The organism is Candidatus Acidiferrales bacterium, assembly GCA_036514995.1.
In the GTDB taxonomy this organism is placed as follows: Bacteria; Acidobacteriota; Terriglobia; order Acidiferrales; family DATBWB01; genus DATBWB01.
In genome coordinates this window covers 1-12,309 of record DATBWB010000224.1, presented here as the reverse complement: position 1 = coordinate 12,309, position 12,309 = coordinate 1, and the positions used below count along the sequence as shown (strand labels likewise).

Here is a 12,309-nt window from a genome sequence, read left to right as displayed (position 1 = left end):
CGATGCCGAACTGGACGCCGTTGCCATGGCTGCTGCCCGCAAACTGGCGGCACTCCCCCGAGAACTCCTTGCCCGGCAGAAGCGCCTGTTGCTTGCCGGACAGAAAAACAATCTGGCAGTGCAGTTGCGCGCCGAGAAGGCTGCCCAGTTTGAAAGCGCTCGCTCTGCCTACGCGCAGGCGCGCCTCCTGGCCTTCCTGGCGCAACGGGGCCGCTAGGACACTTCTGACTTTTTGCGGGGGCTTGGCTGCCGGCCTCCTCTCTGACGTCCGCCATGCGCCCACAAGGGGAGCAACAACCCCGGCAGGGCCGAATCGGATGGGCTATACTGTCAGAGGGGGTAAGAGTTATGCGCACCCTGTCCCCTGTGTTCGCGATTTTGATTTTCACGTGCGGGGCTGCCGCTCCGGCAGCTCAGACGACGCAGCCGACCGCAAAGCAAGCCAAAAAAGTCTGGACCAACGAAGACCTGGAGCGGCTGCGGCCGGGCTGGCGCCTGGAACGACCGGCACCCGCCCAGCCAGAGGAGCAACCGGCTGGGACGGTGAAGCGCGACCCCTTCCGGCCACAAGCCACGGCAACACCTCAGGCACCACCTGCCAGGGCAGAAGCGGAAAGAAAAATCGAGGAAGAAAACCAAATCCAGCCAACGGTCACGCCCAAGCCACCGGACCGGCGCACCCAGGCGGACTACTGGCAAAAACAGATCGTGCCCTTGCAAGCGGAGTTAGCGCAGGTGGAAGGCCAAATCAGCCGCATCCAGCGGGCACGCGTGACAGCCGAAGGCATCAGCAACGCCGTCAATCTGCTCGACCACTCGAGCCGCCTCAGCCCGGAAAACCAGCTTCAGTTGCTGGAACAGCGGCGTGCCGAATTGCTCGGAAAGATTTCCGACCTCGAGGACGAGGCTCGCCGGGCAAACATACCTCACGGGTGGTTGCGATAGCTTGCTGGAGCGGAAGCCCGCCCACTGCGCATCGGATAGGGTGTTGGCGGCGCCATAGTTTTTCTGCTTGCGCTTCAGAATAGCGGATGGGCAGGTAGCCGGGCAGAGAAAGAATTCTCGGCGGTCAAATGGCTCTGGTTCCGATCACCACGTCGATGGGGAACGGTCGCTGCCTTTGCGTCTGCGGCTGCCAGGAGATTCATAGCCTGCGCGATGAAGAGACAGGCCGCTGGTATTGCCAGCGGTGCGCCAAAGAACATCTCGAAAGGAATCAGAGGCTGGGGAAGCTACCCTGGGCCATCTCGCCTTCCCCGGACGGAACGACTCCTCAAGCCCCGGCCAAAGGGAAGTAGGCCGCGGCAAGATCAAACAGGAACTCCTCCTCCGGGACCGCATGAGACTGCGACGGAGGACCGGGTGACGGCATTGTTTTCAGCTTGCCACCGAGCCCGGCGGCTGCTCCCGCCGGCGGATTTGGGGAACAGTCCCACAAAGCACTAGGTCGCTGCGGCGGCTACACCCTTCTCGATCGGCGCGCCTACCAGGTTGCCCCACTCGGTCCACGAACCGTCATAGTTCCGCACCTTTTCAAAACCGAGCAGGTATTTCAGCACGAACCAGGTGTGCGAAGAGCGTTCGCCAATGCGGCAATAGGCAATGGCTTCTTGCCCGGGCAGGATGCCTCTTGAGGTATAGAGTTCGCGCAATTCTTCGACTGGTTTGAAGGTGCCGTCCTCGCGCACCGCCTGCGACCACGGAATATTCTTCGCTCCGGGAATGTGGCCGCCGCGCTGGGCCGTTTCCATCATCCCCGGCGGAGCGATGATCTTGCCGGTGAACTCATCCGGCGAGCGCACATCCACCAAATGAGCGGTGTGACGGCGATCCAGCACGGCGAAGATCAATTCGCGAGTGGCGCGAATGGCCGCGTCTGGCTCCTGGGCGCGATACTGCGCCGGCGCCACCTTGGGCGCAACCGTCGTAAACGGCCGCTTCTCCTCCAGCCATTTCTTGCGCCCGCCGTCCATTACGCGCGCGTCGCGGTGGCCGTAAAGTTTGAGCTGCCAGAAGGCCCAGGCCGCAAACCAGTTGTTGTTGTCGCCATAGACAATCACCGTGTCGTCGTTCGAAATCCCGGACTCGCTCAGCAACTGCTCAAAGCCCCGCTTGTCGATAAGGTCGCGCCGGATGCCGTCTTGGAGCTGGCTCTGCCAGTTCCAGCCGATGGCCCCCTCAATATGGCCCTGGTCGTACGCGGCGGTGTCCACGTCCACTTCCACGAGTTTGACCCTGGGATCCTTGGCGTGGTCGAACACCCATTGTGTGCTGATCAGAACCTCCGGATGTGCGTATTCCCCCATTTTGGTCCCTCCCCAAAAGATAAGTAGCTAATCGCGATAAAACTATACTCCGGAATATGGTATTCGGCAATAGATATTCAATCCACCCGTATCTGCTTCAGGTTTAAGCCATTCCTTCCACCCAATCATCTGGAAAGGTATCATCGCCCGGTGAACACGGCTTCGACTCGCGGCATCGGCTTATCGTGCATACGCTCGGCGTTGAGCCTCTTTTCGAGCTTTTCCCGAGCGGGGGCTTCAAATTCAACGAGCATTATTCGCTCAATCCGATTGGCGACCACGCGAAGGGCGCGGCTGTCGTCCCCGGCTGGCATCTTTGCCGCCAGTTCCTCCGCCCCCTGCCGGGTGAGACATGCGAGCGTGTGGAAGCGGAAATAGCGCGCCATCGTTTTCTCCGCAGTCGCGAAGCTTCCGAAGGCTGCCCTACAACGAGGGACTCACGGTCTTTGCGCCCGTCGTATAATGCAAGCGATGCCAAGTTGGAGTGAAAGGGCGCACCCCCTGGCCGCCGCAGTGGCGCTGGGCGTCGCGTTTCTTTTTCTCGGCGCGCCCCCCGACGAAGAAGCGTTCCGCAAGGAACGCGAGCGGATGGTGCGCGACCAGATCGAGTGGCGCGGCATCCGCGATGCTCGCGTCCTGGCTGCCCTCCGCTCCACGCCCCGCCACGAGTTCGTCTCCGCCGACCTCTATTCCTACGCCTATGATGATCGTCCTTTGCCGATTGGTTATGGGCAAACGATTTCACAACCCTATATCGTGGCGAAAATGACGGAACTGCTCGAGACCAAGAGGGAGCAACGCGTGCTGGAGCTCGGAACAGGCTCGGGTTATCAGGCAGCCATTCTCTCGCCCCTGGTGCGGGAGGTCTATACCATCGAAATTGTCGAGCCTCTCGGAAATTCCGCCCGCACGCGACTCGAGCGGCTTGGGTACCCAAACATTTGGGTCAAAGTAGGTGACGGTTATTTTGGCTGGCCGGAAAGAGCGCCCTTTGACGCCATCGTGGTGACCGCCGCCGCCAACCATGTTCCGCCGCCGCTCATCGAGCAATTGAAGCCGGGTGGTCGCATGGTGATCCCGATTGGCAATCCGTTCCAGGTGCAGAACTTGATGCTGGTCGTGAAAGGCAAGGAGAACCGCGATCTCAAGATCTATAACATCATGCCGGTGGCGTTTGTTCCCTTGACGAGCGGCCACAAGCAACCCCCGCGCAAATAGGCGGCGTTCCTCGGATGCGTGAACATGCCTCGTAGGAGTCCTTCGGTTCGGCCCTTCCGCGCCAACCCGGCCCCGACGAGCCGCGGAGGCCGGTTACGGCAGGCTTTGGCGGCCGGGTCATCCTACTGCCGGGGGGAAATGCTCGCGCGTGACACGGCGGTTTTTCTCCTTTCGGCGGCAACGCTTGCCTACCAGATTGTCCTGCTGCGGGCGTTCTCGATCGGGCAGTGGTATCACTTTGCCTTCATGGTGATCTCGATCGCGCTGCTGGGTTTTGGCGCGAGTGGAACACTGCTGGCCGCGTGGCGCTGCCGCCAGGAGCCGCCGGGAAAGCCGGCTGCGCTTGCTTGCTCGCCGCTCGAGGAGCGGCTCGGCGCTCCGACAGGTCGGGGCCACGAGCGGCGGACGAAGAGGCTCTTCAGTCTCTCCACACTGGCCTCGGCTGTCGCGTTTCCCGGATGCTTCTGGCTCAGTCAAAAAATTCCTTTTGACCCCTTCCTGATGGTGTGGGATCCCCGCCAGTGGTTTTACCTGGCGGAATATTATCTGGTCTTTTTCTTGCCCTTCTTTTTTGCCGCCACGGCAATTGGGCTGGCCTTAATTGAACGCGCTGAGCGTTCGCCGACGACTTACTTTGTAAATCTGGTTGGCTCGGGGGTGGGGGCAGGCCTGGTGATTGCTCTGCTGACGGGTCGCTCGCCCGGCGCGGCGGTATTTTTCATTTTTGTGTTGGCAGGCATAGCGGCCATGGCCTCGTGCGCCGGTCTGGGCAAACGATGGTTGGTGCCGGCTGGTATTTTCCTGCTGGTACTGGGTTCGTTTCTTTTTTGGCAGAGTCCGCTTCCTTTGCGAATTTCTCAGTACAAAGGGTTGCCGGTGGCTCAAAATTTGCCCGAGGCGACCATCATCGAGCAACGATCCAGCCCGCTCGGGCAGATTGATGTGCTTCAAAGTCCGGCGGTGCGCTACGCGCCGGGATTGAGTTTGGCCTCGAGCGCGCGGATTCCGCCTCAGCTCGCCCTTTTTGTGGACGCTGACACGGCTGGCGCTATCACCCGCTTCGAGGGAAATCTCGACGAGTTGGAGTATCTGGATTGGCTGACGCCCGCGCTTCCCTATTTCCTGCTCGCGCCTGATCGGCCAAGCATGGAGGGCGCGGTGCTCATCCTCGGGGCGGGGGCCGGGTCGGGTATCCTGACAGCATTGCGCCACCGCGCCCGCCCGATCCATGCCGTCGAACTCGATCCCAACCTCATCGCTCTTCTTCGTGGCCGCTTTGCCGGCTGGAGCGGCCAGCTCTATAACCATGCCGACGTCCAGGTCCATCATGCCGAGGCGCGGGCGTTTGTGGAGAGCTCGCCCCGATTCCATCGGGGCGAGCCCGACCGCTTTCAGCTCATCGAACTGTCTTTGGTGGATTCTTTTGCCGCAGCCACGGCGGGCATTTCCGCCCTCGGAGAGAATTATCTCTACAGCGTGGAAGCCTTCCGCAGCTACTATCGGCGCCTCAGCCCCGGCGGGATGCTTGCTGTCACGCGGTGGATCAAGATGCCGCCCCGTGACAACATCAAGCTGTTTGCCACGGCCGCCGAGGCGCTGGAGGGCGAAGGGGTTGCCCATCCAGGCGCGCAGCTCGTTCAAGTGCGGAGCTGGTCCACGGCCACCCTGCTCGTGAAGCGCGGAGCGTTCACCGCGAACGAATTGGCTGCCCTGCGGGAATTTTGCCAGAAACGCCTTTTTGACATTTCCTGGGCGCCCGATCTCCACCCCGAGGAAGTGAATCGCTTCAACATCCTGGAGCGAGAGTTCTACTTCGAGGCGGCAAAAACCATTTTGGCCGGTGGGCGAGAGCGGGAAGAGTTCTTCCGCTACTCCACTTTTTTTCTTCGCCCGGCGACGGACGATCGCCCTTACTTCTTTCATTTTTTCCGCTGGCGAGCCTTGCCGGTGCTCCTGCGCACCGGCGGAGTGCAGTGGCTCCCCTTTCTCGAGTGGGGCTATGTCGTGCTGGTGGCCACACTCGTTCAGGCGACGATCTTCAGTTTGGTCTTGATTGTCTTGCCGCTTGTGATTCTCCGCCGGCCATCGCTCGAGCAGGTTCCACCCGCTCCGGGCAGGATCCGCCGCCGGGTCTTTGGCTACTTCCTTTCGATTGGGTTGGGCTTTCTCTTTCTGGAAATGGTCTTGATCCAGCGGCTGGTCTTCTTCCTCGGCAACCCCACTTACGCCGTCTCGGTGGTGCTGGCAGGCATTCTGGTGTTTGCCGGAGTGGGGAGCTTGCTTACCGGGCGCGATTCTCACACGGACGGAATTCCGCGGGCGGCGATTTGGATCGCCGGGACGTGCATCGTCTATGCGGCTGGCTTGCGATGGGCGCTCGGTCTATTCATGGGAATGGGGATCGAAGGGAAGGTCCTGATCAGCCTGGCGGTGATCGCCCTGCCGGCGATCGCGATGGGGAGGTTTTTCCCGTCGGGGCTGCGGCGATTGCAGGCGTCCGAACCGCGGCTGCTCCCATGGGCCTGGGCGGTCAACGGGTGCGCCTCGGTGGTGGCCGCCCCCTGGGCGACGATGGTGAGCATGTCAGCCAGCTTGGCGACAACCTTGCTCGCCGCAGGCCTTTGCTATCTTGCCGCCATGCATGCGCGGCTGCGCTAACCTTCGCGCCTTGAACCAGTTAACGGTTAGGAACCGGGTATAGTACAATAGGTTTTTTTGATGAGCCCCAGTTTAGTACAATTGCGCTATTGACCCCCCGGAAGCCCCCCTGTAATTTGATCGAAAGGTGTCACCACGAATGTGACTATCGTGGTTGGCCGGGTGGCGAGATAGCTCCCGGTTGTGCATCCGGCTGGACACCTGGAGAGGCAGCAAGGCTTGAGGCATTCCACCGACTCTAGAGTCGGAACGGTCGGGCCAACCCTCGGGCCTCCCTGCTCGATCGCGTCGCCCGCCCAGGCGGGCCGGCCCGATCAATGACCTCGATGAGCATGAAAACCACCAACACGAACCACGAAGCGCGGCCCTCGCGAGCTTCAGGAGCGATCCGAGAGGCTCCCGGGCTGCGTCGCCTGCAACTGGCCATAACCCGCGTGCTGATCGTTTTGGCGATGCTCGTCACCGTGCGGTATTTCTACTGGCGCGCTCTCCACACCATGAACCCGGCCGCCAAGTGGTTCTTCTATCTGTTCCTCGGCGCCGAGGTTTTGAACTTTCTGGAAGCAGCTCTGTTCTATTTCACGACGTGGAAACCGGCGCACCATACTGCGCCGCCGCCACTCCTCAATCGCTCGGTGGACGTTTTTATCGCCACCTACAATGAGCCGGTCAGCATTCTGCGAGACACGGTGGTTTGTGCCGTGAGCATGCGCTATCCGCACAAGACCTACATCCTGGACGATGGCAACCGGCCCGAGGTGCGCGACTTGGCGCGCCAGTTTGGCTGCGGCTATATCGGTCGCAGCGAGCGGCGTCACGCCAAGGCCGGCAATTTGAACAACGCGCTCAAGTTTACCGACGGCGAGTTCATTGTCACCCTGGATGCCGACCACGTTCCGACGCCCGAGTTGGTTGACCAGCTCATCGGTTTCTTCGCCGATCCGAAGGTCAGCATCGTGCAAACCAGTCAGGACTTCTACAACATGGATTCTTTCCAGCACGTCACCGATTGGCGGACGTGGTTTGGATGGCAGCAGCAGGAACTCTTCTTCAGCGTGATTCAGCCCGGCAAAGACGGTTATGACGCCGCCTTCTATTGCGGTAGTCCGGCTATCATCCGGCGCAAAGCGCTCGAGGATGTCGGCGGCTTTGCCACCGAGACCATCACCGAGGACATGCACACCGGCCTGCGGCTTCAGAAGAAGGGCTGGCGGGTCCTCTATTACAACCGCACGCTGGCCCGCGGTCTTGCCCCGCAGACCTTCACCGGTTTTGCCACGCAATGGCTGCGCTGGGGCCGCGGCGCGATGCAAGTTCTCCGGCGCGAAAGCCCGCTCTTCAGCAAGGGCCTGAGCTTCGGACAACGAGTTTGCTACTTTGCTTCCTTCTATTTTTATTGGATGAGCTATCAAAAGCTCATCTACGTTCTGACACCGATTTTCTGTCTGCTGAGCGGGATTTTCCCGCTGGTCGCTGAGCCCTTACTCTTTGTGCTTTACTTCGGCCCCTACTTCATCTTGAACATACTGGCCACGGTCGCGCTGCAGCGCGGGCTGCGCAGCTTCTTGCTGAGCGAACAGTTCAACCTGATGAAGATGCACGTGCTGATGAAGACCATCGTGGGATTGTTCCGGCGCGAAGGCGAATTTTCCGTCACCCCAAAGTCCCGCTCGGGCGCGCCACGCTGGACGGAAGTTTGGCCGCAACTGGCCATCCTGATGGCGCTCGGCATCGCGCTGGTTGTCGGCGCCATGCGGCTCGGCCGCGCGGAGCCCGGTTACGCCTTCTGGGCTCTGGTGGTGAACCTCTTCTGGGCGCTCTTCTACCTGCTGCTGTCGGCGCCGGTGGTTTGGCGGGCGATGGTGAGGAAGGAATTGCGCGGCAGCTATCGCTTCCCCAGCCGGCTGGATGTGCCGGTCCGTTTTGATGCGGTTGCCTCCAACAGCGTCCAGGTGAACGGCCTGGCTTACGCGCGTAATCTCAATCGCTTCGGCTTTTCCATCACGCGTGAGAACGCCATCCCTGTGGAGACCCTGCTTGACATCCAACTGACCATCCCCGGCCGCTCCATCCGAGCCCTCGGCAAGGTGATGTGGAACGAGGAGTACAAATTTGAAGGTCGCACGCGTGTCGCCAATGGCATTCGCTTTGAGCACATTGATCCGCTTGACCAGGACGAGATATCGAAGTATTTGTTCTGGGAAGTGGCGCCGCGACACGGCAGCCTGCTGCGCTTGACGCAGGCCACCCAGACTGAGGAGCTAGGCGCATGAGACTTTGGCAAGTCCTTCTCCGCGTATGTCTCCGAGTATGTTCGGTTCTTGCCGTTGCTCTGTGGCTCGGCGCCGGGGCCCAAGCCCAGCCACCCTCCCTGCTGGATCGAGCACGCGCGGAAGCGGCTGCCGGTCGGTTGGAGCGCGCGAGCGAGCTTTATCGCCAGCTCCTCGAAGGTGAACCGAACCATACCGTCGCGCTCGGCGAACTGGCTGACGCGTTCGAATCGGCTGGCCGCTGGCGGGAAGCGATTCCTTTCCTCTCGCGTCTCCTGGAACTCGAGCCAAACAACGCCCCTCGACTCTTCGCGCTCGGCCAAATGAAGAGCTGGCAGGAAGGCGAGCGGGCCGATGCTCTCGCGCTTTTGAAACGCGCGGCTGACCTTGCGCCGCAGAATCCGGACTACCGCGTTCGTTACGCCGAGGTTCTGAGCTGGAGCGCGGATCACCGGGCTGAAGCGGTCGCGACGCTCCGCGCCATTGTGGCTTCTCACCCGGGGCACCTGGAAGCGCGACGCCAACTGGCGCGCATCCTTGGCTCGCAACAGAAGCGCGAGGAAGCGCTGGCCACACTCGAACCTCTTACCAGCCGACCCGCGGCGGAAGCGGACGACTTCATGGTTCTGGGTCAGATTGAAGAATCGTCCGGCAAAATGTCGGCTGCTGCCGCCGCCTATCGCAAAGCGCTGGAACGCAATCCCGATCACTCGGGAGCGGTAGCGCGCCTGGCGGAAATCCTGAGTTGGAGTGAAGCCACGCGTCCGGAGGCGGTCAAGCTCTTCGAGCGCGGCCTCGCGCTCGATCCGAACAACGAGGCTCTGCTGGTCGCCTACGCGGAGATGCTGACCTGGAGCCGCGATTCTCGCCCGCTGGCAAAGAAATACTTCGAACGGGTGCTGGCCCAAAATCCTGCAAACCCGCGCGCCATCGTCGGCGAAGCCCAAATCCTTGCCTGGAGCGGGCGCTCGAAAGAGGCCCTCGCCCTCTATGAAAAGATTCTGGCGGCCGACCCTTCGAACGCGACCGCCTTGCGCGGCAAGGCTGAAATCCTCAATTGGAGCGGGCGCTACACGGAGGCGCACGAGTTGCTCACTCGCGCTCGCGAGCTCGCGCCGGACGATCCCGGCACGCTCGTGGAACTGGCCCGGGCGAACGCCGGGCTGCGGCGCTACACTGAGGCGCACGATTACCTGGCGCGGGTGCAAGGCGTGGGCGGGCCGGAATTTGACGCCCTCCAACGCGAGATCAATCGCGGCCTGGGCACTTACATGGAGTTGGGCTTTGGCCTGCGGCGCAATCGCCGCCGGCTCGATTTCTATCGCATGGAGGCGTTGCTCTCCACCCCCCTGGGCTCAGCGCACCGGATGAGCGCGCGTTTCCGGCCGACCCTTTTCCAAACCGGCCAGCGGGATTTCAATTCCAATCAATACGCCCTCTCGCTCGACTCGCAGCTCGCGGAGGATGTGGCCACTCATGCTGAGATTGCCGGCGAGAGCTATCCCGGCGCTCCGCCGCAGATGGACGGCACGCTGGGGGTGCGCTATCGCGTGCGGCGATCGTTCCTGCTCGACCTCGGCTTCGAGCGCCGGGCCGTTGATGAAACGCTGGTTTCGACCCGCGGTCTTGTGTCCAACGGGCTTTTCCTGGGCCAGGTGCGCTCGAACCTGGCGAGCCTGGGCGGGAGCTACTCGAATGCCGAGCACCACTTCGACATCTCGGTGACTTACACCGACGGTGTCTATACCGGGCGCAACCTGGATTCGAACCGCCGCTGGGCGGTGGACTTGAACATTGGCAAGTCGTTGCGCGGCGACCGCCCCTACCTCCGCATCGCCTACGGCTTTACTTATCTGAGCTTCGACCACGACGCCGATTTCCTGCCGGGAACAGCGCCGCCCAGGATTTCCGGCGGGTACTTCAGCCCGACGCGTTTCTTCCTGAATTATGGTTCGCTCTACATGTCCCACCGCTTTGGCCGGAAGCTCGAGTGGGATGGCGGGGGAACGCTGGGCGTGCAGAACGTCGAGACCACCACGTCGTCGCTCTCGAACTCCCAATTTGCCTCCACCTTCTCGACGCACCTCGTCTGGCACGTGGACGATTCGAACGACCTTCGCATCGGGTATGATTTCCTGAACGTCTTCGCTGCCTTCCGGCGAAACATGCTGCGGATCACGTGGCGACATTATTTCTAAAGAGCCGGTCGGGCCCGCCTCCCGCTTCCTCGAAAACCCCTCCGCCGGACACTTTTCGCTTCGCTCGTCGCGTGGCTCTGCTTTTGATTCTCCTCGGCGCCTGGTATCTCCGCGCGCACGACCCGCGCTATGCGACCGCCTTCATGGACGAATCCATTTACATCCTCTACGGGCGCATGTTTCTCTCAAACCACTTTGAACCGCCGCTCGATGAGCCGCTGCATTGGAGCTTCGGCTGGTACCTCTGGCCGGCCATGGCGGCCACGGCCGATCGCCTGGGCGGGCTCGTGGGGCTTCGCGAAATGTCGGCCCTGCTGGGCATGCTGACGGTGCTGGCCATTTACGGTTTTGCCCGTCGGCTATTTTCGCCGGCGGTGGGGTTGGCTTCAGCGGCTGTCTTCGCGCTGCTCGGGCCGGCCGTTTTTGTCTTCCGCATTGCCACACGCGATGCCGGCGCTCTTTTCTTTTTCGCTGTGGGACTCTGGCTCTACGCTCGCGCCGACTGGTTCGGGGCTCGCGCCTGGCAGGAAGAAGACCGCCGCTCGTGGCTCGCAGCAGCGGTCTTTTTCTTTGCGGCATTTCTTTGCAAATATCTCGTCGCTCTTTATTTTCCGTTTCTCGTGTTGCTCGGCCTGCGTCGCTGGCGCCAGTCAGTGCTAGCTTTTGCCCTGCCGCTCGCGCTCCTCTGCGCGGTCTATGGATGGGTTTACGCTGACGATTTGGCCTATTTGCTTCAGTACGGCCGCGGCTATGCGTCGCTCGAGGCACCGGCCGGCGAGGCCTGGAAGATTTACGTCGCCCAACGCATTGATTTCTGGGTTCTTCTGGGACTTTCGTTGTTTACCCTGTACCGAACTGGCACGGGGGTAGCTTGGTCCCGAAGCCTTCGCCCCGATACATCGGGGCAAGGGACGGCGGCGCCGCTCTGGTTGGGCGCAGCGGTGATGCTGGCGTTTCAGTGGCTCGCCCGCGCCGACTATGACTACTGGAAGCACGTCAACTATTCGCTGCTCTTTCTCGTGCCTCTTGCCATGGAAGGACTGCTGCGCCTCACCCGCCGCTTGAGTTTGTTTTTAGCACTACCTTCCTCGCAGGCCACGAACCACGCTGGTTCACGGCAAGCTCTTTACCCGGCGTTCACGGTTGGGGCCGTCATCCTGCTTGCCGTTTCACTCGGCTGGGCGGGAAACGCCTGGCGGATGGAGCGATTCATTTTTTGGCCGAACGTCGAGCCGATTGTGGCGTTCTTTGAAGGGCGGCTCAATGCCGAACACCGCGTGCTCGTGGACGATAGTGTTCTTCGGTACTACCTCTCACCTCCTCTCGGCCAGAGCCGGATTACCGATCCATTCTATTTTGGTTATCACGGCCAGACCGGCGAAGCCGCCTATGCCGCCGCGGTTCGCGATGGCTATTTCGACTATGTGGTTTTGGATGGCGGGATGGGCGAGGAAGCGCGCCGGATGCAAGCCGCCATTTATCCCGCTTTGCAGGATTCGTCCCGCTACACCTTGCTCATGACCATGCCCGACCCGGTCTTGCACCAGAAAATCGAAATCTATTCACCCCGTCAACGGCGGGGCGAGCGCGAGGATTTAGGAGCGCTGGGCTTTGAGCCCAACACATCCGGCACCCCTGGTGGTTCCGGAGCTGTAGGGG

General features: G+C 61.5%; 10 protein-coding genes. 8 read left to right on the top strand and 2 right to left on the bottom strand.

The genetic code is table 11. From position 1 onward, the window contains the following. The 3 genes from VIH17_14280 to VIH17_14270 all read left to right on the top strand — a co-directional run. A partial coding sequence (locus VIH17_14280; protein ID HEY4684402.1) for a hypothetical protein occupies nt 1-217 on the top strand: 217 nt, incomplete at its 5' end. 131 nt (nt 218-348) lie between these two features. Further along, nucleotides 349-945 (top strand): hypothetical protein, encoded by a 597-nt coding sequence (locus VIH17_14275; protein ID HEY4684401.1) that lies wholly within the window; start codon nt 349-351, stop codon nt 943-945. 128 nt (nt 946-1,073) lie between these two features. Then, nucleotides 1,074-1,298: a hypothetical protein gene (locus VIH17_14270; protein HEY4684400.1), complete on the top strand. Its 225-nt coding sequence runs from the start codon at nt 1,074-1,076 to the stop codon at nt 1,296-1,298. Nucleotides 1,299-1,442: 144 nt separating this feature from the next. Here the strand turns inward: VIH17_14270 and VIH17_14265 are convergent, their stop codons facing one another. Together VIH17_14265 and VIH17_14260 are read right to left on the bottom strand one after the other, a co-directional pair. Beyond that, on the bottom strand, nt 1,443-2,306 hold the full coding sequence (locus tag VIH17_14265; GenBank protein HEY4684399.1) for a sulfurtransferase: 864 nt from the start codon (nt 2,304-2,306) through the stop codon (nt 1,443-1,445). Nucleotides 2,307-2,446: 140 nt separating this feature from the next. Further along, nucleotides 2,447-2,692: a hypothetical protein gene (locus VIH17_14260; GenBank protein HEY4684398.1), complete on the bottom strand. Its 246-nt coding sequence runs from the start codon at nt 2,690-2,692 to the stop codon at nt 2,447-2,449. Nucleotides 2,693-2,777: 85 nt separating this feature from the next. On the opposite strand from VIH17_14260, the gene VIH17_14255 reads away from it, so the two are divergent. The 5 genes from VIH17_14255 to VIH17_14235 form a co-directional block, all read left to right on the top strand. After that, entirely contained in the window at nt 2,778-3,524 is a 747-nt protein-coding gene (locus VIH17_14255; GenBank protein ID HEY4684397.1) for a protein-L-isoaspartate(D-aspartate) O-methyltransferase, read from the top strand. A 138-nt stretch (nt 3,525-3,662) separates the two neighbouring features. Next, nucleotides 3,663-6,182, top strand: coding sequence for a hypothetical protein (locus VIH17_14250; protein HEY4684396.1), 2,520 nt, complete (start codon nt 3,663-3,665; stop codon nt 6,180-6,182). 332 nt (nt 6,183-6,514) lie between these two features. Beyond that, a complete protein-coding gene (locus VIH17_14245; GenBank protein HEY4684395.1) occupies nt 6,515-8,455 on the top strand; it encodes a glycosyltransferase family 2 protein in 1,941 nt (646 codons plus the stop codon). Beyond that, the gene (locus VIH17_14240) at nt 8,452-10,650 is read left to right on the top strand and encodes a tetratricopeptide repeat protein (GenBank protein HEY4684394.1); all 2,199 of its coding nucleotides are present in this window, start codon (nt 8,452-8,454) and stop codon (nt 10,648-10,650) included. The genes VIH17_14245 and VIH17_14240 overlap by 4 nt, the downstream gene beginning before the upstream one ends. 71 nt (nt 10,651-10,721) lie before the next feature. After that, nucleotides 10,722-12,309 (top strand): glycosyltransferase family 39 protein (locus VIH17_14235; protein ID HEY4684393.1); only part of this gene is annotated, 1,588 nt, incomplete at its 3' end.

What these genes read in the sequence shown, in the direction of transcription:
- VIH17_14275 (HEY4684401.1), top strand. Translation starts at nt 349, where the DNA reads ATGCGCACCCTGTCCCCTGTGTTCGCGATTTTGATTTTCACGTGCGGG.
- VIH17_14270 (HEY4684400.1), top strand. Translation starts at nt 1,074, where the DNA reads ATGGCTCTGGTTCCGATCACCACGTCGATGGGGAACGGTCGCTGCCTT.
- VIH17_14265 (HEY4684399.1), bottom strand. Translation starts at nt 2,306, where the DNA reads ATGGGGGAATACGCACATCCGGAGGTTCTGATCAGCACACAATGGGTG.
- VIH17_14260 (HEY4684398.1), bottom strand. Translation starts at nt 2,692, where the DNA reads ATGGCGCGCTATTTCCGCTTCCACACGCTCGCATGTCTCACCCGGCAG.
- VIH17_14255 (HEY4684397.1), top strand. Translation starts at nt 2,778, where the DNA reads ATGCCAAGTTGGAGTGAAAGGGCGCACCCCCTGGCCGCCGCAGTGGCG.
- VIH17_14250 (HEY4684396.1), top strand. Translation starts at nt 3,663, where the DNA reads ATGCTCGCGCGTGACACGGCGGTTTTTCTCCTTTCGGCGGCAACGCTT.
- VIH17_14245 (HEY4684395.1), top strand. Translation starts at nt 6,515, where the DNA reads ATGAAAACCACCAACACGAACCACGAAGCGCGGCCCTCGCGAGCTTCA.
- VIH17_14240 (HEY4684394.1), top strand. Translation starts at nt 8,452, where the DNA reads ATGAGACTTTGGCAAGTCCTTCTCCGCGTATGTCTCCGAGTATGTTCG.